Source organism: Proteus appendicitidis (genome assembly GCF_030271835.1).
Taxonomy (GTDB): Bacteria; Pseudomonadota; Gammaproteobacteria; order Enterobacterales; family Enterobacteriaceae; genus Proteus; species Proteus appendicitidis.
The window spans coordinates 3,829,774-3,851,793 of record NZ_CP127389.1; the positions used below are offsets into that span (position 1 = coordinate 3,829,774).

Sequence of the window (22,020 nt, forward strand, 5' to 3'; positions counted from 1 at the left end):
CATGAAAGGAAAACTGCTTGATGCAATCCCCTTAACCACTCTTCACGGCGTAGGTGCAAGTCAGGCAGACAAGCTGGCAAAAATAGGGCTTGTGACTATTGAGGATTTGTTGCTCCACCTTCCTTTGCGTTATGAAGATCAAACGCACCTCTATGCTATCAGCGATTTACTTCCCGGCATCCCTGCCACTGTTTCTGGCGAAATATTAAGGACTGAAGTCAGTTTTGGCCGGCGTAAAATGATGACCTGCCAAATTTCTGACGGCTCTGGCATTTTGACACTTCGCTTTTTTAACTTTACAGCCGCAATGAAAAACAACCTTGCTCAAGGTAAACAAGTCACTGCTTATGGCGAAGTTAAACGGGGAAGCCGTGGTCCAGAAATTATTCACCCTGAATACAAAATCAAGGTTGCAGGCTCGGAAGTTAAACTGCAAGAAACGCTTACTCCCATTTATTCAACAACAGAAGGCTTACGCCAAACATCACTACGTAAATTAATAGAGCAAGCGTTAGAATTACTTGATACCTGTGCTATTAACGAATTATTACCCGATCAGTTTATTCACGGATTGCCCCCACTAGCCACCGCATTACGTACGCTGCATAATCCTCCGCCTGATATCGCTTTTGCAGAGCTTGAAAAAGGGCAGCACCCGGCACAAAAAAGACTCATTATTGAAGAGTTACTCGCCCACAATTTAGGTATGCTCAATGCAAGAGCTGGCGCACAATCTTATCGTGCAGAGCCATTGTTTATGCCAAATACGTCAACATTACGTCAGCAATTTCTCGCATCGCTCCCTTTTACACCCACAAATGCACAACAACGTGTCGTCAATGAGATAGAAACAGATTTAGAAAAAGAGTATCCGATGATGCGATTGATCCAAGGGGATGTTGGTTCAGGTAAAACTTTAGTGGCAGCGCTAAGTGCGCTGCGTGCCATTGCTAATGGCAAGCAAGTGGCGTTAATGGCACCAACAGAATTGTTAGCAGAGCAACATGCATTAACCTTTAAAAAATGGTTTGAGCCTTTTGGCATCCAAGTGGGTTGGTTAGCAGGAAAACAGAAAGGAAAAGCGCGCGAAACACAGCAAAATGCCATTGCAAATGGTGAAGTATCAATCATTATTGGAACGCATGCTATTTTCCAAGAACAAGTTAAATTTCACTCTCTAGCCTTAGTGATTATTGATGAACAACACCGATTTGGTGTGCATCAACGCCTCGCCTTATGGAAAAAGGGTGAAGAGCAAGGCTTTCATCCTCATCAATTGGTGATGACAGCAACACCGATCCCTCGAACATTAGCGATGACAGCCTACGCTGATATGGACACCTCTATCATCGACGAATTACCGCCAGGGCGTACACCTGTTACCACTGTCGCTATCCCTGATACTCGCCGTAATGACATTATTGAACGCATCAGGCTGTCTTGCACAGAAGAAAAGCGACAAGCCTATTGGGTATGTACCTTAATTGAAGATTCTGATGTTCTGGAAGCGCAAGCGGCTGAAGTTATCTATGATGAACTTACAATTGCACTACCTGAAATCAAAGTGGGATTGGTACACGGGCGAATGAAACCCGCAGAAAAACAGGCAGTAATGGCAGCATTTAAAGAAAATGAGCTTCAACTTTTAGTTGCGACAACAGTGATTGAAGTCGGCGTTGATGTACCTAATGCAAGTTTAATGATCATCGATAACCCAGAACGACTGGGACTCGCACAGTTACACCAATTACGTGGACGTGTAGGCCGAGGTGCTATCGCCTCTCATTGTGTCTTGTTATATAAAACACCACTTACACAAACAGCACGTTTGCGATTGCAAGTATTAAGAGATAGCAATGACGGTTTTGTGATTGCACAAAAAGATCTCGAAATCCGTGGCCCCGGTGAGCTTTTAGGCACTAAGCAAACGGGTAATGCACAATTTAAAGTCGCTGATTTGTTACGCGACCAAGGACTTATTCCTGAAGTTCAGCGTATCGCTCGTTACCTGCATCAACACTACCCTAAGCATTCTCAAGCCTTAATCGAACGCTGGCTACCCGCTAAGACACAATATAGCCAAGCTTAAGGTTACTGTTTTGCATGGCTTAGCATGCGTTTAAACTCGCTTTGGGTTGATCTCGAAATATTCGTAAATGAGATACCACATAGAAAAACACCTCAATGCCAATATTCAACATTGAGGTGCTCTTTAACGTTTTTTGAAGCTATTTTAATTTATAGCCACCAAACTACCCTACAACGATAGGCGTAAAAAACGGTAGCATCAGATACAGTTTAATCACTATTGCATTCACAATATCAATAAAGAATGCACCGACCATAGGTACGACTAAGAACGCAAGATGAGACGGTCCAAAACGGTCTGTTACCGCTTGCATATTCGCAATCGCCGTTGGCGTAGCACCTAAACCAAAACCACAGTGACCTGCAGCTAAAATTGCGGCATCGTAGTTTTTACCCATGACACGGAAAGTCACAAAAATTGCATACAGTGCCATTACACCCGCTTGAACACCAAGGATAACCAACATTGGTATCGCCAGTGACGCCAGCTCCCATAATTTCAAGCTCATTAATGCCATCGCTAAGAATAACGATAAACTCACGTTACCTAAGACGGACACCGCTCTATCAAAAACACGGTAGAATCCAAGCATTGAAAGGCTATTACTTAAAATAACACCAATAAACAGAACACACACAAAGGTCGGTAGTGCGAATGCTGTGCCTTCTAACAGTTGAGAAAGGAACGTACCCGCCATTAAGCAGATAGCGATCATCGCAATAGTTTCTAATAAAACCATTGAAGTGATCATTCGGCCTGTTGTCGGCTTCTCAAATGCGGTTGGCATTTCATGATCATCAGCGCCTAACCCCGGCGTTGGGATATTTTTGATTAAGTAGCGTGCAACTGGGCCACCAATCAATCCACCTAAAACTAAACCAAAAGTAGCACAAGCCATCGCCACTTCAGACGCGCTCATAAAACCGTAACTTTCGACAAAGGTTTTACCCCAAGCAGCCCCTGTACCATGACCACCCGATAATGTAATCGAGCCAGCAAGTAATCCCATTAATGGATCAAGACCTAACATTTCTGCTAATGCAATACCGACTGTGTTTTGTACTAACAACAGCCCAACAACAACAAAGATGAAAATAAAAAGCGCTTTTCCTCCCGCTTTTAAGCTTGCGAGGTTTGCGTTTAAACCAATTGTTGCAAAGAATGCCAGCATTAATGGATCTTTTAATGAGAGATCAAAACTAACTTCCCAGTCCATAAAAGATTTGAATGCTAATAGAAGAACTGCAACAAGTAGCCCACCTGCAACGGGTTCTGGGATCGTATACCGTTCTAAAAAAGGAACAGATTTCACTAGCTTACGACCGATCAAAAGAACCAAAGTGGCCGCAACCAGCGTGCCATAAACATCAAGATGATACATTTATGTACCCCGTCTTATTTGTTAATTTTATATAAAAATACTACGACGCTAAGTTCATCCATAAACAACGCCAAAAGCAGGTATCCCCGATTAGAAAAAAAAACGGCGGCAAACACAAGTTAAAACATATAAAAATGTGAGCGCCTCTTATGCATTTTGATAACATCATTTTTACGCAAACGATTGCTTTTGTGGCGTAGATCATTAAAATACCGTTTTTGTCGAATAAGAAATTCACACCATGGTTACTTCAGAAAATCAAAATTTGCCTAAAAATAGTGATGTTTCAATTAAAAAAAATAGCGAACTTCTTTTTGCTTTAGAAGAGAAGCCGCCATTACCACAAACACTGTTTGCTGCTTGCCAACATCTTTTAGCCATGTTTGTTGCAGTTATCACGCCTGCGATCCTCATTTGCCAAGCATTAGGATTACCTGCACACGATACTCAACGTATTATCAGCATGTCTTTATTTGCATCAGGCATTGCTTCTCTTATTCAAATTCGGGCATGGGGACCGATAGGTTCAGGATTATTATCAATCCAAGGAACCAGCTTTAACTTTGTTGCTCCGCTCATTATGGGGGGATTAGCACTTAAAAATGGTGGAGCCGATATTCCAACAATGATGGCAGCCCTTTTTGGCACATTAATGGTTGCCTCATTAACTGAAATCATTCTTTCTCGTGTACTTCACTTAGCAAGACGAATTATTACACCGTTGGTTTCAGGTGTTGTAGTAATGATAATCGGCCTCTCTTTAATTCAAGTTGGATTAACCTCTATTGGTGGCGGTTATGCCGCCATCGAAAATAATACCTTTGGTTCACCACAAAACTTGTTATTAGCTGGCTCTGTTCTTATCGTTATTATCTTACTTAATCGACAAAAAAATCCTTATTTACGTGTTGCTTCCTTGGTCATTGCAATGGCGGTGGGTTATGTTCTTGCTTGGGCTTTAGATATGTTACCCACGCCAGCAGAACATCAAGAAACACCGTTTATGACTATTCCTGAGCCATTTTATTATGGGCTGTCATTTGATTGGCATTTGCTTATTCCTTTAATGCTGGTATTTATGATCACCTCACTAGAAACCATCGGGGATATTACAGCAACTTCAGATGTTTCAGAGCAACCCGTCAGCGGCCCTTTATATATGAAACGTATTAAAGGAGGTGTATTGGCTAATGGGATTAACTCCATGGTTTCGGCATTTTTCAATACCTTTCCAAACTCTTGCTTTGGTCAAAATAATGGTGTGATCCAATTAACGGGTGTTGCTAGTCGCTATGTAGGTTATGTTGTTGCCGCAATGCTCGTTATTTTAGGCTTATTTCCGTTCGTTGCAGAATTTGTGCAAAGAATTCCTGAGCCAGTACTAGGCGGAGCCACATTAGTTATGTTTGGTACAATAGCGGCATCTGGTGTACGCATTGTTTCCAAAGAAGCTCTAAACCGCCGAGCTATCATGATCCTTGCGATTTCACTTGCAGTTGGATTGGGCGTTTCACAACAACCTCAAATCTTGCAATTTGCACCGGATTGGCTAAAAACATTGCTCTCATCCGGTATTGCTGCGGGGGGTTTAACCGCCATTATTTTAAACCTGATTTTTCCACCAGAAAAATAATCATTAAGTCGTAACAGAATAATAAAGCGCTATCTTCATAATAAAAAATAGCGCTTTATTTTTACGCTAAAACAGGGTCTTTTTACACAAGCATTCCTCTTCAAATTACGATAATTAGTATGTTTACTCATGTTATCTACAAAAGAGAGCGACTATGCCAACGCCACTTAATATTGTTAATAATAAAGCACTTCAATATCTTAAAAATCATCCATCAACTGAAAGTTATCATATAAAAACAATAGGACAATTTTTAACTTATTTAAAAGATTCTATTTTATCGTTATTTAATACAAATCATAAGTTTACATATTTAGGAAATAAGTCTATTCCCGAGTTTAACTTAGAACATATTAAAGAAGACTTAGTGACGTTTTTACAAAACCCTTGCCTTAATAATCAGCAAGATAAAGATAAAGAGGGATTTCTAACGTATCAGTTTCAATATTTACCAACGCAAGCGGGTATTCTCCCTAATTTTTACGATACTTATCATTCTGGCAGCCTTGAACCTAATGAACTCATTTCTCAACTTATTAACTATGCCAATAAGTTAATAAAAGAAGAATTAAATGATAAAGAACAACGGGATAAGAATTCTATAAACGATATATTGAGTAATATTGAAACCTATTTAAAAAAGCAAAATACTCAACCCACTATCGAATTGAGAAACAAGATATCCACTATAATAAATGCATAAACAGTTAAATAATCTTGCTTTATATAGTGACGAATACTTGAGCATCGCTTAGTTTTCAGGCATAACTGTATACTGTTTTGATGGAGTATAAAACAGGAGACGGGTTATGCGCTGGCTGATGAAAAGTTTGGTATCTCTGATACTTATCGTTATTTTATTTATTATTATAATTTACGCTTTTATTCAGACTCAGTGGGGCGCGCAAAAAACCAGTGAATGGCTGACACAATACACTGACTATGATATTCGTTTCTCCGGTATTGAACATGATCTTATGCAGCCTGAGCAAGTCATTGTTCATGATCTCCTTGTTAATCCAAAACAAAATAAAGCCACAGTATCGGCAAAATCAGCACAAATCCGGTTTAATTGGCAGTTTTTTACTACCCCTTCTCATCTGCAAAAAATTACATTAGAAAATGGCAATATTGATTTTGCAGACAAAATATCTTCAATACCGTTAAGTGCCGATATCTTACAATTTAAAAACATGGCGCTAAGCAGTCAAAAAACTGATTTTTCTTTTGATGCCAAGAAAGTAACGGGCGGGATCACACCATGGAACCCGACACCAACCGACTTAATTGGCGCGGGTCATTTCCAATTTTCTATTGCTAACGGCATGATAAATAATAATGAATTCAGTAACTTTATTATTTCAGGGCAATATCAGCCAAATAATATTCAAATAGAAAAATTAGGTACTCGCCTACTTAACGGCTCACTATCCTTGAGCGGACAATATCAAGATAATCAATGGAAATTTGATGAAGTTTATATGAATGGCTTGCGCTGGCAATCCTCGCAAACCTTTAACGAATTAATCCAATCTCTTTCTGAATATCCTCGTATTAACATAAGAGCGCTCAATATTGTTGATTTTACTGCTGAAGGAAAACAGTGGGCAATCAGTGGTTTTGATGGGCAATTTTCTCAATTTAGTTGGGATAACGCGCTTTCATTTACAACTGGTGAACTCAATACCAATGACATTGTTTTTCAAGACGAGCACTTCACTGATCTTATTGCAAAACTCAATCAGCAAAACAATCAACTTAATCTAGATAGCCTCAGTCTACGCTATGAAAAAGGCTTAATTAAACTTGCTGGTCATTGGAATAAAGACAATAAAACCATCACTATCCAAGATGCCACACTGTCAGGGCTTTTATATACGCTTCCTGAAAATTGGCTCCATTTTTTCGCTCAACCAATAGATAATAAGAGTAATATTCAAAATATCACTATCGAACAGTTATCTATCAATCAATCTATCTTGATTGATATCACACCCGAGTTTCCATTCCAATTCACCAATTTAACAGGAAAACTGCAAAATTTAGTGGTTGCAAAAGAAGGTGAATGGGGATTATGGCAAGGTTCAGCCGTATTAAATGCCGATAGTGGTACGTTAAATCGTATTGAATTACGTCGCCCTGATTTAAACATTGTCACTCAACAAGATAACGCTATTGTTGAGCAATATTCAGCATTTATTGGTGATGGTATTATTCGAGGTTCAGCCGGTTTAGTGCAATCTAACCAACAGCGCCAATTTTCACTTATTGCTAATGGACTAAATGTACCTTTATCAACGCCTTATACATTAGGTTTAAAAACAACCTACTCTGATGAAATAGGGCAATTCACACTAAAATTAAAAGGTAATTTACGCTCCAACCCAGTGGCATCAACACTTAATGGCACATTAACGGGAAGCAAAGGTGAGCAACAAATACTCAATTCAGTAATACAAAATGGCGAGATAATTAATCACCTATAATATTGATCTTTCGCAGGAGCACGGATTGCTCCCTTTATAAAAAGCGTTACAATGCGCTAATGCCCTTTTCTTTATTGTGGAGTTTTCATGTCTGACGAAGATTTTTCCCCTGAAAAAATATCTTTAAATGTATTTCAACAATCTCCCTTAACTGCACTTGAAGATAACAGCACACTGCTTGTGTGTGATGACAACAAAACTCCGTTGTTCTATTGCCTTTCTAAAGAAGACTATGATGCATTGATTGAGCGAGTTATGGATGCCGAACTTGCAGCGATCGTACTTGAACGTCGCCAAAATAAATTAGAGGAGCTTGATTTAGACTGATTTTATCGATGCAATAATTTGTCTTAAATAGAACAAACAAAAAACACCCTTTCAGGTGTTTTTTTGTTTTTAGCGCATTTCACAGATGAAATTAACGTTTTTTCTTTTTACGACCTGGCTGAACAAAACGCTTACGGGAGTTATTTTCCGTTTCTTTAGTTTTTGTTTTAGGAATAAGAATACCCAATGCTTTTGCATTACTACTGATTTGTTTTTTCGGCTTATTTTGCTTTGGTTTTGGTGGCGCTTCAGAAGTCGATTTTTCAATCGCTTCAAATAAGGTAATTAGCTCATCATCGGTCAGATCACGCCATTCGCCAACAGGTAATCCCGACAAACTCACATTCATAATACGAATACGTTCAAGCTTAGTGACTTCATAACCAAAATATTCACACATACGGCGAATTTGGCGATTTAACCCTTGAACTAAGGTAATACGAAACACCATCGGCGCTTCTTTCTTGACCTTACATTTCTTGGTTTTTTGTCCCATGATAGGAACACCCGCACCCATTCCATGAATAAATTCATCAGTGATCGGCTTATTCACTGTTACAAGGTATTCTTTTTCGTGATCATTACCTGCACGTAGGATTTTATTGACTAAATCACCGTGGTTGGTCAGAAAAATCAATCCTTGGGAATCTTTATCTAAACGCCCAATTGGGAAAATACGGGTACTGTGGTTAACATAGTCAACAATATTATCTTTTTCGCCATCATCTGTGGTGCTCACAATACCCACAGGTTTATTCAGCGCAATTAAAACCAGCTCAGAGTTCTCCTGTGCTTCAATCAATCGACCATTGACTTTGACTTCATCGCCAGCAAATACTTGATCGCCAATACCTGCGCGTTTGCCATTAATAAGGACAAGTCCTTGCTCAATATAACGGTCAGCCTCACGACGTGAGCAGATCCCGCTTTCACTGATATATTTATTAAGACGAGTAGATAAATTGGTGTCCATGCTTCCCTCCGTAAACTGCGAAATATACATCAATTGGATAGCGATAGAAACTCTATAACACCAGCATTCAAGAATAGATTTTTTAGACTCTGTTTTTTTAATAAAAAACGCAGAAAATAGAAAAAGCAACCCAAAAGAAAATAGTGATTTCCCTTTAAGTTACTCTAAAGATAGCTAGTTGAATTAACACTGCCTATTTTGTGAAGGTAAAACAATATAAGTACCACTAAAAACAGCACCGACACCTTCATCACCACAAATATCAACATCTAGCTTAATTCGAGCCTTGCTCCCCTTCGCTAATCGCCCTAAATCACCACTTAAATTTTCCATATCGGCAACGGCAGCAGGACGCCCAGATACAGGTTTGCGATAACGAATATGTGCATCCACCAGCACAATATCACCTTGTAACTTGTGCTCTTGCATTAATAACCAAATCAATCCCCAACCTGTTAATGTTGCGAGTGAAAATTGGCTGCCGGCAAAAATAGTATGGTGAGGGTTTTGGTTTCCCGCTTCTGGGATAGTGGTATAAAAACGGGTTCCGGTATATTGAGTAATACGTAACCCCATTTTTTCACTTAAAGGAATATGTTGATGCCATTGTTTTTGTAGTTCCGCACACCAATCAGGTCGATGAAGAATATCATCTAAAGACTCAATACTTTTTTTCATAAAAAAGTGCTTAATGGGTGTCGTTTGCGGACCTGTCACTAAACCACAATTTTCATAACCTAATTTTTCAAAGAAGCTTACAGACTCTTCTCGCGCACTACACACTATTCGTTTTATACTCTCTTGGCGAGCTAGCGACTCTAGCGCCATAGCCACTAATGTGCCTAAACCTTTACCTTGTGCATCTGTACGCACCGCCATAAAGCGAATAGCGCCTTCATTGTCGGCATTAATATAGAGTCGCCCAATCGCCACGGGTTGTCCTGTTTCATCAACAACCATTTGGTGATGTGCAAAGGTGTCATAACCGTCTTTTTCAGAGCCTTCAGGTTGATGTAGAGGTTTACGAAGCATTTTCCAGCGAAAAGCATAATAGGCATCAAATTCTGCCTCTGTTTTTGGGGTTCGTAAATGGTACATATCTAAGCTCCTTTTAACACGGCTGTACGTTCGACGTTATACCTGCAGCCAAAAGGTGACTGGGCCGTCATTAGTCAGTGTGATTTGCATATCCGCGGCAAATTGACCTGTTTGTGTTTCTAAACCTTGTTGCTGACACTGTTCAATAAAGTAGTGATAGAGATTTTTCGCTAATTCTGGAGGCGCACCATTCGAAAACCCTGGGCGCATTCCTTTTTGTGTTTCCGCGGCAAGTGTGAATTGAGAGACAACTAATAGACTACCACCCGCTTGTTGCACATTTAGGTTCATTTTGTCATTTTCATCACTAAATATGCGATAACCACAAACTTTTTCACATAATCTTTTAGCTTTCTGTTCGTTGTCGTCTTTCTCTACACCTAATAAAACCAATAAGCCTTGATTAATAGCGCCGACAGTTTCACCAGCAATATCGACTTTTGCCTGTGTCACTCGTTGAATTAACGCGATCATACTCTCTCCAAAATAAATCAATAAAAAAGGATAACAAATTCAATCTATTGTTATCCTTACAATAGCATTATTCTTCTACTGGGAGAGAAAAATCATAATCTTTGAAGTAGTCAATGACAGTCTGTTTATCAATGACATGTACACCCTTCATACCCACAGCAATAGCTGCATCAACATTGGCTTTTACATCATCAAAAAAAACAGCATCTTGTGCTTCAACATCTTCAGATTCTAAAACATACTTAAAGAGTTCAGGATCAGGTTTTCTCATGCCAAGATCTTGCGACAGGTAGAGAAAATCCGCAGAGGCTGCAATTTCAGGATAGTGTTCTGGCCAGTAATCTTGGTGTAAACGGTTAGTATTTGATAACACTACAACCCGATGTCCTTGTTCTCTTAGTTTATTCATTATATCAATGACTTCAGGTCGTACTGCGATAAAAATAGCCTGCCATCCTTCAGCGAATTGCTCAAAGCTTAAGCTCATGCCAAGTTCTGAGTTAATTTCTTCAGCAAATTCGATATCTGTAATATTACCGCGCTCATGTAATTTAAACACTTCGCCTGCTGTGAAATCCTTTTTTAGGCTCGCTAATGGAACACCACTCAGCTTACTCCATACTGCAAATACTCGGTTAAAATCGATATCAATAATCACATTACCCATATCAAAGATATAAAGCATAAATCCTCTCCATAATAGAAAACTCATTTTACTTTAATCATAAATCGCTTTACTGAACAGGCTTAAACGTCAAAAAAGTACAATAATCACACTTAATTTTTTTGTAAAACAGAAAACCAGCAGAGAGGGAAAAGCAAAATGAGAAAAAAGGGGTTTAACTTTAGATGTCGTTCACTGAAAGATAGGAAGGAAGCGAAAAACTTATGCGGTGGCAAATTTTCCACCGCATTCGTCTTATATAGTACTACTGTCTTATAGCATGACTAATTAGTAGTACCAGATACTCTAAATAATTTAAGTTACAGGTAGGCGACAATAAAGATAGACGGGAAACATAGATAAACTATGTGACTCGACTAATTGAACGTAACCAACACCTCTGTCACTTGAAGTATGACGAGTATAAACTCAGGGCGCTAAACGCGCCCTAAGAATTATGTTATCAGAATAACGAATTAGTCTTTGCTACGGTAAGCACGACGACGATCGTTTTCTGACAGATAACGCTTACGCAGACGAATAGACTGCGGAGTAACTTCAACTAACTCATCGTCATCAATAAATTCTAATGCTTGTTCTAATGTTTGTTTCAGGTGTGGAGTCAGCGTTGTCGCCTCATCTGTACCAGAAGCACGCATGTTAGTCAGCTTTTTACCCGTTAAACAGTTTACTGTTAAGTCATTAGAGCGAGTATGAATACCAATCACTTGGCCTTCGTAAACTTCTGCACCATGAGTCACAAATAATTTACCGCGGTCTTGTAAGCTATACAGTGCGTAAGCAACGGCTTTACCTTGGCCATTAGAGATCATAACACCGTTATTACGGCGACCGATTTCACCTGGACGAACATCATCATAGTGACTGAATGTTGCATACAGTAAACCAGTACCTGATGTCATGGTCATAAATTCAGTACGGAAACCAATCAGACCACGGCTAGGAATAATGTAGTCTAAACGTACACGTCCTTTACCATCTGGTTGCATATCACGCATTTCACCTTTACGCTCACCCATCGCTTGCATCACATCACCTTGGTGCTGTTCTTCAATATCGATAGTGACTTGTTCGAAAGGCTCTTGTTTACGACCGTCAATGTCACGGAAGATAACTTTAGGACGAGATACACCTAATTCGTAACCTTCACGACGCATATTTTCAATCAGAACTGACAGGTGAAGCTCACCACGACCTGATACACGGAATGCATCTGGATCTTCAGTTTCTTCTACACGTAATGCTACGTTATGGACTAACTCTTTTTTCAGACGATCTAAAATCTGACGAGAAGTCACAAACTTACCTTCACGACCACAGAAAGGTGAAGTATTAACACAGAAATACATGCTAACAGTTGGTTCATCAACGGCTAATGCAGGTAATGCTTCAACAGCACCTGTTTCGCAGATCGTGTCAGAAATATTCAGTTCACCTAAGCCTGTGATTGCGATGATATCGCCAGCTTCTGCAACTTCAACTTCGATACGTTCTAAGCCTAAGTGACCTAACACTTTACCGACTTTACCGTTACGAGTTTTACCTTCGCTATCGATGATAGTCACTTGCTGGTTAGGTTTAACCTTACCGCGCTTGATACGACCGATACCGATAACACCTAGGTAGTTGTTGTAGTCCAACTGAGAAATTTGCATCTGGAATGTGCCTTCCAGATCAACTTTCGGTGGCTCTACATATTTGACAATAGCTTCATATAACGGAGTCATATCTTCAGCCATGTCATTGTAATCTGTTCCCGCAATACCGTTTAATGCAGATGCATAGATAATTGGGAAATCAAGTTGTTCGTCAGTTGCACCTAAGTTTACGAACAGGTCAAATACCTGATCAACAACCCAGTCTGGACGCGCACCAGGGCGGTCAACTTTATTGATAACAACAATTGGTTTTAAGTTGTTAGCAAACGCTTTTTGTGTCACAAAACGAGTTTGTGGCATTGGGCCATCCATCGCGTCAACCAGCAATAGAACGCTGTCTACCATAGACATAACGCGTTCTACCTCACCACCGAAGTCGGCGTGTCCTGGGGTATCTACGATATTGATACGATAGTCATTCCATTTAATCGCTGTATTTTTCGCAAGAATAGTAATTCCGCGCTCTCTTTCGAGATCATTTGAGTCCATCACGCGCTCAGCAACGGTTTCACGTTCGCCGAACGTACCAGATTGCTGTAGTAATTTATCGACGATAGTTGTTTTACCATGGTCAACGTGGGCGATGATGGCGATATTACGCAAGTTTTCGATCACAAAATTTGCCTCAGGCATTGTAGAAATAAGCGCAGTATTGTACACGCTTTAGACGAGAGACTAAACAAGATCACAATAATGATTGCTTAACAATATGCAATTAATTGAATTGTGATCCTTTTCACGCCTCAGAATTTAGTAGCATCCGTTCGATTGCACCAAAACAGTGCAACTAATTAGGCTTAATTTGCACCAACTTTGTGCAATAATTAAAAAATCACAGGAGATATTCTACACTAAACTTCATCAATACAGTATATATCCCTTTTTAGATAAGTTGGCATGCTTTTCGCAATAGAATTTAGGTGAGCAAAAAATTCACCGAAAAAATGTGTAAGGCCACTGCACTCAATAAAACCATTCGCCAGGAGAGTTCCTATGTCCCTTGAACATGTATTATCCATGATTGAAGAACATAAAGTTAGATATATTGACTTACGTTTCACTGATACCCGCGGTAAAGAACAACATCTTACTATTCCGGCTCATCAGGTTAACGATGATTTCTTTGAAGAAGGAAAAATGTTCGATGGTTCTTCTATTGGTGGCTGGAAAGGCATTAACGAATCAGACATGGTGCTGATGCCAGATGCAACAACGGCAATGCTTGACCCATTTTTCCAAGATCCAACCCTGATCATTCGTTGTGACGTTTTAGAACCAGGCACAATGCAAGGTTATGATCGCGACCCACGCTCTATCTCAAAACGTGCTGAAGACTATTTAAAATCAAGTGGTATCGCAGACACAGTACTGTTTGGACCAGAGCCAGAGTTCTTCCTATTTGATGATATTCGTTTCAAAAACGATATTTCTGGTGCATCTTACGCTATCAACGATATTGAAGCGGCATGGAACACCAATACCAAATATGAAGACGGCAACAAAGGTCACCGCCCGATGGTTAAAGGTGGTTACTTCCCACTGCCACCCGTCGATTCATCACAAGATATTCGTTCTACCATGTGTAATATCATGGAAGAAATGGGCTTAGTTGTTGAAGCTCATCACCATGAAGTCGCAACTGCGGGTCAAAATGAAGTGGCTACTCGCTTTAATACCATGACCAAAAAAGCAGATGAAACCCAAATTTATAAATACGTGGTACAAAACGTGGCTCACGTATTTGGTAAAACAGCGACCTTTATGCCAAAACCATTAGTTGGTGATAACGGTTCAGGTATGCACTGCCATATGTCACTGTCTAAAAACGGCGTAAACCTATTTGCCGGTGATAAATACGGCGGATTATCTGAAATGGCGCTGTATTACATCGGCGGTATTATCAAACACGCTCGTGCACTAAATGCGTTTACTAACCCAACCACTAACTCTTACAAACGTTTAGTTCCGGGTTTTGAAGCCCCTGTTATGTTGGCTTACTCAGCACGTAACCGCTCTGCGTCAATTCGTATTCCTGTGGTTGCCAGCATGAAAGCACGTCGTATTGAAGTCCGTTTCCCAGATCCTTTAGCAAACCCTTATTTAGCGTTTGCGGCTCAGTTGATGGCGGGTCTTGATGGCATTATCAACAAAATTCACCCTGGTGATGCTATGGATAAAAACCTCTATGACTTGCCACCTGAAGAAGCGAAAGAGATCCCAACTGTCGCAGGTTCATTAGAAGAAGCATTAAATACATTAAATGCAGATCGTGAATTCTTAACCCGCGGCGGTGTATTTACTGATGATGCTATTGATGCTTATTTAGAATTATTACGTGCTGATGTTCAACGTGTACGTATGGCTCCGCATCCTCTTGAATTTGAAATGTATTACAGCGCTTAAGACTATTTTTACAGATAAAAACTTAAGCCTTGATGTAAAACTGTTTTTTTTGCCGTGAAGCTATTTTGCCCATCTTCGGATGGGCACTTTTCTCCCATTTAAGGAGTCAGTCTTTTCACTTACGCATTGGTTCATTCATGTAATAAAGGTAAGATGCACTAAAATGGTGCAATGGGGTATTCAATATGGAAACGGCAGACTTACCTGACAACACATTAATTTTAGACTCATTGATACATTCAGTATTGGTTATCAACAAAGAGTTTATTATTTGCTACGCAAATCATTCTGCGTTACAGGTTTTAGCACAAAGCCGTCGAAAATTATTTGAAACGCCTTTCACTGCCCTTTTCAGCTATTACTCTTTTGATGCTGATTTAATGCGTGAAACATTAGCGAATGGACAAAGCTTTACCGACAATGAAGTGATATTGGTTGTAAATAACCAATCACACACAATGTCGCTCAGTGCCCAACCTATTTCCGAGCAACACATTTTGCTGGAGCTGGCGCCTATGGATAGTCAACGCCGGTTAAGCCAAGAGCAGATACAACAAGCACAGCAAATGGCAGCAAGGGAATTGGTTAGGGGGCTGGCACATGAAATTAAAAATCCGTTGGGGGGATTACGAGGCGCGGCTCAATTGCTAGCCAAATCCTTACCAGATCCAGCTTTAACGGAATATACGCAAGTTATTATTGAACAAGCTGATCGCCTACGTGTATTGGTGGACAGATTACTCGGTCCCCAACATCCAGGGACAAAAACCCACCAGAGTATTCACCATGTTGTTGAACGCGTTGCTCAGCTTATTTCGCTTGAATGCCCTGAAAATGTCACCTTACTAAAAGATTACGATCCCAGTTTACCTGAGTTATCACATTACCCAGATCAAATAGAACAAGTACTGCTAAATATTACACGCAATGCCTTACAAGCCGTTGAAAAAACCGGCGGAACCATTATTTTGCGTACCCGTACGGCTTTTCAGGTCACGCTTCATGGTGAGCGCCACAAACTTGTTGCCCGTATAGATGTGATTGATACCGGTGATGGTATTCCTCCTCATCTACAAGATACACTTTTTTACCCCATGGTGAGTGGTAGAGAAGGCGGTAATGGGTTGGGGCTTTCTATTGCGCGTAATTTAGTGGATCAACATGCAGGCAAAATTGAATTTACCAGTTGGCCTGGAAATACTGAGTTTTCTATTTATTTACCAATTAAGTAGGAGATAACCAATGCAAAAAGGAAATGTATGGGTTGTTGATGATGACAGCTCTATTCGCTGGGTACTTGAACGTGCCATTTCTCGTGAAGGCATGTCTTGTAAAGCCTTTGAGCATGCGAATGATGTGCTTAATGCACTCAATACAGAAATACCTGATGTGTTGTTATCAGACATTCGTATGCCTGATATGGATGGTTTATCTCTTTTAAAAATAATTAAAGAACAATACCCAACTCTGCCCGTTATTATTATGACGGCGCATTCTGATCTCGATGCTGCCGTTAATGCCTATCAACAAGGGGCATTTGATTACTTACCAAAGCCGTTCGATATCGACGAAACATTGGCATTAATTGACCGCGCCATTACGCATTATCGCGAACAAAAACAACCCAATACCGATGAAACCTTGCTGCAATCAGTGACAGATATGATTGGCGAAGCACCTGCAATGCAAGAGGTTTACCGTATTATTGGTCGGCTTTCTCGCTCCTCAATTAGTGTACTTATTAATGGGGAATCGGGTACAGGAAAAGAGTTAGTGGCACATGCATTACATCGCCATAGCCCAAGAGCGTCCTCTCCTTTTATCGCGCTAAATATGGCGGCAATTCCTAAAGACTTGATTGAATCAGAGCTTTTTGGTCATGAAAAGGGGGCATTTACAGGCGCCTCTCAAGTACGCCAAGGTCGATTTGAACAAGCGAATGGCGGTTCACTGTTTCTTGATGAAATTGGTGATATGCCTCTTGATATTCAAACACGTTTACTGCGAGTTCTGGCTGAAGGACAATTTTATCGTGTAGGCGGTTATGCCCCTGTAAAAGTCGATGTGCGTATTATCGCCGCAACTCATCAAGACTTAGAAAAGCGAGTTCAAGCCGGTGATTTTCGTGAAGATCTCTATCATCGTCTCAATGTTATACGTATTCAGTTGCCACCATTGCGCGATAGAACTGAAGATATTCCCAGTTTAGCGCGCTATTTTCTACAAAAAACAGCAAAAGAATTGGGCGTCGAAGCCAAAGTTCTTCATCAGCAAAGTTTACAAATAATGATGGAATATAGCTGGTCAGGTAACGTCAGACAATTAGAGAATGTGTGTCGCTGGTTAACGGTAATGACGGCAAGCCAAGAGATTATGCCTCAAGATTTACCACAAGAAATTCGCCAGCCTGATGAGAAAGCCAAAAATATCAATCGAATTGCATCTTCTCAACATTGGTCACAACATCTTTCATCATGGGCAGATGAAACATTAGGAGAAGGGAAAGAAAATATCTTAGCAGATGCACTGCCTCAATTTGAACGCACACTATTACTCAGTGCCTTGGCATATACGCAAGGGCATAAACAAGATGCAGCAAGATTATTAGGTTGGGGAAGAAATACATTAACCCGCAAATTAAAAGAGTTAGGGATAGAGGAATATTGATCCCCTAACCCTTCATCAATTAAATAACACGCGAGAATTGACGTTGGCGCATTTGATTTCGTAAATAGGTATCGAAACACATACAAATATTACGAATAAGCAAACGTCCTCGTGGTGTAACTTGAATGCCCTCTACTGTTATTTCAACTAAACCGTCATCCTTCATTGGCACAAGTAATTCTAAATCTTCTTTAAAATAGTCATGGAAGACAATATTGTGCATTTTTTCAATATCAGAAAAACGCAGACTAAAATTACAAATTAAGGTTTTAATTACATCACGGCGAATACAATCATCATTAGTCAGAGATAAACCGCGCCATAGCGCATTTCCTTCACGATTAACTCGCGCATAATACTCTTTCAATACTTTTTCATTCTGCGCATAGTTATCACCTAACATACTTATTGCAGAAACTCCCATGCCTAATAAATCACACTCTTCATGAGTGGTATAGCCTTGGAAATTACGGTGCAAAATACCTTTACGTTGAGCAACCGCTAATTCATCATCCGGTTTAGCAAAGTGATCCATACCAATAAACTGATAGCCGTTTGTTGTCAGCGTAGAAATTGTTTCTTGTAATATTTCTAATTTTTCTTCTGCTAAAGGGAGATCTTCATCTTTAATTTTACGCTGAGCCGCGAATAAATTAGGTAAGTGCGCATAATTGAAAACACTCAATCTATCTGGTGATAGCTCAATAACACGTTTTAATGTAAAGGCAAAACTCTCTTTGGTCTGCTTAGGTAAGCCATAAATTAAGTCAATGCTGGTGGAGTGAAAACCCACTTCACGCGCACGCTCTACCAATGCAAAAATAAATGCTTCATCTTGCTCACGATTTACTTTTTGTTGCACTTCTTTATTGAAATCTTGCACCCCCATACTCAGGCGATTAAATCCTTCATGACGTAGATGGTCGATAACATCTAACTCAATTTCACGAGGATCAATCTCAATAGAGAGTTCTGCATTATCAACAAAATGAAAATGGTGGCGTAATAGCGAAACCAATCGGCTAATTTGTTGTTTATCCAGAAAAGTCGGTGTCCCCCCGCCCCAATGCATTTGAGTCACTTTTCTGTCTTTAAAATAGCGCGCTCTGTTAATAATTTCTTTTTCTAAAACATCAAGATATTCATCTGCTTTATGTTTATGGCGAGTAATAATTTTATTACAGCCGCAGAAATAGCACAGCTTATGGCAGAAAGGAATATGAATATAAAGCGATAAAGGGCGCTCAAGATAGCGTTGAGTCGCTTTGATAAAATCATCATCGCCATATTGCTGATTAAATTCTAATGCTGTTGGGTATGATGTATAGCGAGGACCTGAATAGTTATACTTATGGATCAGGTCAAGATCCCAAATAATTGTTTGTTCTGACATGCCTCTACCTTCCAAAAGTGAACCGCTGATATCTCATACCAGCAAACAGACATTATGAATATCTGAAAGAATAGTGTAACCAATAAATCAGGAACTGAATATGATCGAAAGAGGTATCGTGTGGATCCCTCTCTTCTTATTGATAGGCGATAACACTCAAATATATGACGTGATGTAAATCACATTATGTAAAAATAGTCTTACCCATTAAAGATATTCATGAATAAATTAAGTTTATTCAATATGTTAGTAGTGTTAATTCATCGTGGAATATCAGAAGAAAACTTTTACACCGAGTTTAAAACGATATATTACTCAAAATACGATTTAAATTAATTAAATATCTCGTTATATTAGTTTTATTATTCTTTTATTCCCTCTTAATTCGATGATTCTAATAATAGTAACAATTATATCTTTACCTAAATTATAATATTACATATCCTAGAGGCAAACATTGATTAATATCCAACTAGGTCGTGTTTTGATTTAAATTTGAGGGCTATTAAAGAATAAAGGTCGCTATATTACAAGGAAAGATAGCATCCCCCATACCTTATCTTATTTTCTTTGACGTTTCTCTTATTTAATCAGTCTCTTTTATATACCCGAATTATGGATTATTAACCACGGAAGGAAACGGACTAGCAACCAAGGATGGTTTATCTTTTCAATAACAACTCCTCTTTTTATTTACTCTCTATTTCATACTTATTCTGTGGCAAATATAGGTAGTATTACCCATCATCAAATAAGAATAATTATTATCTGTAAATAAAATAAGGCTCTGCTTATTTTAAACTAATTAAACAGAGCCTTTTCATTATTATGCTTATTTTATTGCATTTGCTTATTCTGCATCTTTACCATAACTAGGAGAGCGTGGACCATATAGAATACCGTTCGCCTTTCCTGCTGAAAGTAAACGTATACTGGTTATGCCTGCAATTTGGTAGCTTTTGTCTGATACAGTATTCACAATTTGATTCACAACGGCTGAAACCAGCATCCCTATTAAACTACCTGAAGAGCCGTCTGTTTCTGTACTTGATGCCGTTGCAGAACTACTCCACAACACGCCACCATTACGAAGATCAACAAGCTTAGCAGTAACAGTCACTCGCGTATCACTAGAAATAATTTGATATGACGTTCCAAACTCTGTGATATCTAAGTATAAAACAGCATCAGCACCAAAGATTTCACGAAGTTTATTAGGGCTTACTGCATGAATATCCCCTGCCATGGATAAACCATTTTGCTTAAATGTTTCTTCAACAACAGCAACAGGGAAAACATAATATCCCGCTTCTGCCAAAGGATATGTTACTTGAGATAAGAAGCTGTGCCCCGCGCTAACTTCCGTTGTGTGGTTTTGCGGCACTAAGACTAAAATACTTTTTGGTTTACTCTGTTTAAATGCAGTGTAATCTGTTTTAACAGGCTGGGCGCATCCCGTTAATACCAACGCAAAAGCCAAGCAAATTAAAGCGAATAATCGACTCATTTTTGCATTCCTTTATTTTTCATCAGGCGATCCATAAATTCCGCTGATTCAGGGTAAAGTACTTTTTCTTCATTAAATTCTGCCATTGCTAAATCTAATGCACCCGTCGCACCATATAACATCCCTAAATGCGCATGTAATCCTGGTGGAATACCTAATGATTTAGCGCGAGAAAGCTCTATACTTTTCTTCAATGCATCAATTTGTGCTTGAGGATCACTTTCACTTTGTTGATAGTGCTGATATACCACTTGTTGATAACTGTCCCAGTTATAAAGTGGTTTCGGGCCACTTGCACAGCCTGTCAGTAATAATGCCCCCAAAACAAGGCTTATTAATGGTTTAGACATCGTTATATCCTTATAAAGGCGCATTATTTTGAAGGCTGCCAAGCATTGCTCTCAATACCTGCAACTAAATTGTTAACCGCTTCGCGGATCGCTAAATCAAGCACTTTACCGTTCAATGTTGAGTCATAGCTTGCTGTTCCACCAAACCCAATGATTTCACGGTTAGAAAGCTCATATTCACCCGCGCCTTGAGATGAGAACACCACTTCTGATGTATTCACATTCACAACGTTTAAATTCACTTTTGCATAAGCAACTTGTGTTTTACCGCGACCTAAAATACCGAATAATTGACGATCGCCCACTTCTTTACGGCCAAATTCTGTTACATCACCCGTTATCACATAATTAGCGCCTTTCAATTGTTGGCTTTGCCCTTTAATACCGGCTTCTTCTTTTAATTCAGATAAATTGGCTCTGTCTAATACATTAAAACGCCCTGTTTGTTGTAAGTGCGTCATTAAAATCGTTTTGGATTGGTTGCCTAATCTATCAACTCCATCAGAGAATATTCCATTCATATAACTAGAACGGTTATCAAACTTACCAATAGAAATAGCGCTCTTAGTGCCTGTATAAGTTGTGTTATAGGTTGCAACTTTAGCGACTTCTAAAGAACGTGAAGATTCTGATGCACACCCTGCTAGTAATGAAGCAGAAATCATGATCAAACCAAACGATAATTTATTTAAATTCATATTAATAACCCAATAAAGGTGAAATAAACCCATAGATATTCATTCTATTAATTGAAGCAAGGTTGATATAAACAGAAATAATGCTTTCGATTTTAGCTCGTGAGAGCCACCCTTAAAAACCTTAATAATAATAAGGTTAAAAGACCATCAACTCTTATTTGATAATATAAAGGCAATCAGCGATGGGGAGAATAGAAG

The 22,020-nt window shown here is 39.4% G+C and carries 18 protein-coding genes; 8 read left to right on the forward strand and 10 right to left on the reverse strand.

Features of this window, described 5'->3' with window-relative positions:
* Position 1: 1 nt before the first annotated feature.
* A complete protein-coding gene (gene recG / locus QQS39_RS17485) occupies positions 2 to 2,089 on the forward strand; it encodes an ATP-dependent DNA helicase RecG (protein WP_285805053.1) in 2,088 nt (695 codons plus the stop codon).
* 163 nt (positions 2,090 to 2,252) lie between these two features.
* Here recG and gltS read toward each other — a convergent pair whose 3' ends face one another.
* Positions 2,253 to 3,470 carry a sodium/glutamate symporter gene (gene gltS / locus QQS39_RS17490; protein WP_285805054.1) on the reverse strand — a complete coding sequence of 406 codons (1,218 nt, stop codon included), beginning with the start codon at positions 3,468 to 3,470 and terminating at the stop codon, positions 2,253 to 2,255.
* A 241-nt stretch (positions 3,471 to 3,711) separates the two neighbouring features.
* On the opposite strand from gltS, the gene QQS39_RS17495 reads away from it, so the two are divergent.
* The 4 genes from QQS39_RS17495 to QQS39_RS17510 all read left to right on the forward strand — a co-directional run bounded on the left by QQS39_RS17495 (position 3,712) and on the right by QQS39_RS17510 (position 7,916).
* The gene (locus QQS39_RS17495; RefSeq protein ID WP_099075995.1) at positions 3,712 to 5,103 is read left to right on the forward strand and encodes a uracil-xanthine permease family protein; all 1,392 of its coding nucleotides are present in this window, start codon (positions 3,712 to 3,714) and stop codon (positions 5,101 to 5,103) included.
* Positions 5,104 to 5,257: 154 nt separating this feature from the next.
* Positions 5,258 to 5,806, forward strand: coding sequence for a hypothetical protein (locus QQS39_RS17500; RefSeq protein WP_285805055.1), 549 nt, complete (start codon positions 5,258 to 5,260; stop codon positions 5,804 to 5,806).
* A gap of 106 nt (positions 5,807 to 5,912) precedes the next feature.
* Positions 5,913 to 7,589: an AsmA family protein gene (locus QQS39_RS17505; RefSeq protein ID WP_285805056.1), complete on the forward strand. Its 1,677-nt coding sequence runs from the start codon at positions 5,913 to 5,915 to the stop codon at positions 7,587 to 7,589.
* Positions 7,590 to 7,676: 87 nt separating this feature from the next.
* The gene (locus QQS39_RS17510) at positions 7,677 to 7,916 is read left to right on the forward strand and encodes a hypothetical protein (protein WP_151436342.1); all 240 of its coding nucleotides are present in this window, start codon (positions 7,677 to 7,679) and stop codon (positions 7,914 to 7,916) included.
* Between the two features lie 91 nt (positions 7,917 to 8,007).
* Here the strand turns inward: QQS39_RS17510 and rluF are convergent, their stop codons facing one another.
* The 5 genes from rluF to typA form a co-directional block, all read right to left on the reverse strand.
* A complete protein-coding gene (gene rluF, locus QQS39_RS17515) occupies positions 8,008 to 8,889 on the reverse strand; it encodes a 23S rRNA pseudouridine(2604) synthase RluF (protein WP_285805057.1) in 882 nt (293 codons plus the stop codon).
* Positions 8,890 to 9,072: 183 nt separating this feature from the next.
* Entirely contained in the window at positions 9,073 to 9,987 is a 915-nt protein-coding gene (fabY, locus tag QQS39_RS17520; RefSeq protein WP_151436344.1) for a fatty acid biosynthesis protein FabY, read from the reverse strand.
* A gap of 36 nt (positions 9,988 to 10,023) precedes the next feature.
* A complete protein-coding gene (gene dtd, locus QQS39_RS17525) occupies positions 10,024 to 10,461 on the reverse strand; it encodes a D-aminoacyl-tRNA deacylase (RefSeq protein WP_072064855.1) in 438 nt (145 codons plus the stop codon).
* A gap of 67 nt (positions 10,462 to 10,528) precedes the next feature.
* Positions 10,529 to 11,146, reverse strand: coding sequence for a glucose-1-phosphatase (yihX, locus tag QQS39_RS17530; RefSeq protein WP_151436345.1), 618 nt, complete (start codon positions 11,144 to 11,146; stop codon positions 10,529 to 10,531).
* Positions 11,147 to 11,601: 455 nt separating this feature from the next.
* The gene (gene typA, locus QQS39_RS17535; RefSeq protein WP_099076001.1) at positions 11,602 to 13,437 is read right to left on the reverse strand and encodes a ribosome-dependent GTPase TypA; all 1,836 of its coding nucleotides are present in this window, start codon (positions 13,435 to 13,437) and stop codon (positions 11,602 to 11,604) included.
* Between the two features lie 360 nt (positions 13,438 to 13,797).
* On the opposite strand from typA, the gene glnA reads away from it, so the two are divergent.
* The 3 genes from glnA to glnG all read left to right on the forward strand — a co-directional run bounded on the left by glnA (position 13,798) and on the right by glnG (position 17,874).
* Positions 13,798 to 15,207 carry a glutamate--ammonia ligase gene (gene glnA / locus QQS39_RS17540; protein ID WP_088494326.1) on the forward strand — a complete coding sequence of 470 codons (1,410 nt, stop codon included), beginning with the start codon at positions 13,798 to 13,800 and terminating at the stop codon, positions 15,205 to 15,207.
* Between the two features lie 185 nt (positions 15,208 to 15,392).
* The gene (glnL, locus tag QQS39_RS17545) at positions 15,393 to 16,439 is read left to right on the forward strand and encodes a nitrogen regulation protein NR(II) (protein ID WP_196569672.1); all 1,047 of its coding nucleotides are present in this window, start codon (positions 15,393 to 15,395) and stop codon (positions 16,437 to 16,439) included.
* A gap of 10 nt (positions 16,440 to 16,449) precedes the next feature.
* Complete coding sequence (gene glnG, locus QQS39_RS17550; RefSeq protein WP_285805058.1) at positions 16,450 to 17,874, forward strand: nitrogen regulation protein NR(I); 1,425 nt, start codon at positions 16,450 to 16,452, stop codon at positions 17,872 to 17,874.
* 19 nt (positions 17,875 to 17,893) lie between these two features.
* Here the strand turns inward: glnG and hemN are convergent, their stop codons facing one another.
* The 4 genes from hemN to QQS39_RS17570 all read right to left on the reverse strand — a co-directional run bounded on the left by hemN (position 17,894) and on the right by QQS39_RS17570 (position 21,822).
* Positions 17,894 to 19,267 carry an oxygen-independent coproporphyrinogen III oxidase gene (gene hemN, locus QQS39_RS17555; RefSeq protein ID WP_285805059.1) on the reverse strand — a complete coding sequence of 458 codons (1,374 nt, stop codon included), beginning with the start codon at positions 19,265 to 19,267 and terminating at the stop codon, positions 17,894 to 17,896.
* An 850-nt stretch (positions 19,268 to 20,117) separates the two neighbouring features.
* On the reverse strand, positions 20,118 to 20,774 hold the full coding sequence (locus tag QQS39_RS17560) for a DUF799 domain-containing protein (RefSeq protein ID WP_151436349.1): 657 nt from the start codon (positions 20,772 to 20,774) through the stop codon (positions 20,118 to 20,120).
* Positions 20,771 to 21,124 carry a DUF4810 domain-containing protein gene (locus QQS39_RS17565; protein ID WP_196734957.1) on the reverse strand — a complete coding sequence of 118 codons (354 nt, stop codon included), beginning with the start codon at positions 21,122 to 21,124 and terminating at the stop codon, positions 20,771 to 20,773. Before QQS39_RS17565 ends, QQS39_RS17560 begins: the two co-directional genes overlap by 4 nt.
* Before the next feature lie 23 nt (positions 21,125 to 21,147).
* On the reverse strand, positions 21,148 to 21,822 hold the full coding sequence (locus QQS39_RS17570; RefSeq protein WP_196569682.1) for a CsgG/HfaB family protein: 675 nt from the start codon (positions 21,820 to 21,822) through the stop codon (positions 21,148 to 21,150).
* Positions 21,823 to 22,020: the final 198 nt, after the last annotated feature.

Excerpts from the sequence above, each read along its gene's own strand:
- recG (WP_285805053.1), top strand. The coding sequence starts at position 2 with ATGAAAGGAAAACTGCTTGATGCAATCCCCTTAACCACTCTTCACGGC.
- gltS (WP_285805054.1), bottom strand. The coding sequence starts at position 3,470 with ATGTATCATCTTGATGTTTATGGCACGCTGGTTGCGGCCACTTTGGTT.
- QQS39_RS17495 (WP_099075995.1), top strand. The coding sequence starts at position 3,712 with ATGGTTACTTCAGAAAATCAAAATTTGCCTAAAAATAGTGATGTTTCA.
- QQS39_RS17500 (WP_285805055.1), top strand. The coding sequence starts at position 5,258 with ATGCCAACGCCACTTAATATTGTTAATAATAAAGCACTTCAATATCTT.
- QQS39_RS17505 (WP_285805056.1), top strand. The coding sequence starts at position 5,913 with ATGCGCTGGCTGATGAAAAGTTTGGTATCTCTGATACTTATCGTTATT.
- QQS39_RS17510 (WP_151436342.1), top strand. The coding sequence starts at position 7,677 with ATGTCTGACGAAGATTTTTCCCCTGAAAAAATATCTTTAAATGTATTT.
- rluF (WP_285805057.1), bottom strand. The coding sequence starts at position 8,889 with ATGGACACCAATTTATCTACTCGTCTTAATAAATATATCAGTGAAAGC.
- fabY (WP_151436344.1), bottom strand. The coding sequence starts at position 9,987 with ATGTACCATTTACGAACCCCAAAAACAGAGGCAGAATTTGATGCCTAT.
- dtd (WP_072064855.1), bottom strand. The coding sequence starts at position 10,461 with ATGATCGCGTTAATTCAACGAGTGACACAGGCAAAAGTCGATATTGCT.
- yihX (WP_151436345.1), bottom strand. The coding sequence starts at position 11,146 with ATGCTTTATATCTTTGATATGGGTAATGTGATTATTGATATCGATTTT.
- typA (WP_099076001.1), bottom strand. The coding sequence starts at position 13,437 with ATGCCTGAGGCAAATTTTGTGATCGAAAACTTGCGTAATATCGCCATC.
- glnA (WP_088494326.1), top strand. The coding sequence starts at position 13,798 with ATGTCCCTTGAACATGTATTATCCATGATTGAAGAACATAAAGTTAGA.
- glnL (WP_196569672.1), top strand. The coding sequence starts at position 15,393 with ATGGAAACGGCAGACTTACCTGACAACACATTAATTTTAGACTCATTG.
- glnG (WP_285805058.1), top strand. The coding sequence starts at position 16,450 with ATGCAAAAAGGAAATGTATGGGTTGTTGATGATGACAGCTCTATTCGC.
- hemN (WP_285805059.1), bottom strand. The coding sequence starts at position 19,267 with ATGTCAGAACAAACAATTATTTGGGATCTTGACCTGATCCATAAGTAT.
- QQS39_RS17560 (WP_151436349.1), bottom strand. The coding sequence starts at position 20,774 with ATGAGTCGATTATTCGCTTTAATTTGCTTGGCTTTTGCGTTGGTATTA.
- QQS39_RS17565 (WP_196734957.1), bottom strand. The coding sequence starts at position 21,124 with ATGTCTAAACCATTAATAAGCCTTGTTTTGGGGGCATTATTACTGACA.
- QQS39_RS17570 (WP_196569682.1), bottom strand. The coding sequence starts at position 21,822 with ATGAATTTAAATAAATTATCGTTTGGTTTGATCATGATTTCTGCTTCA.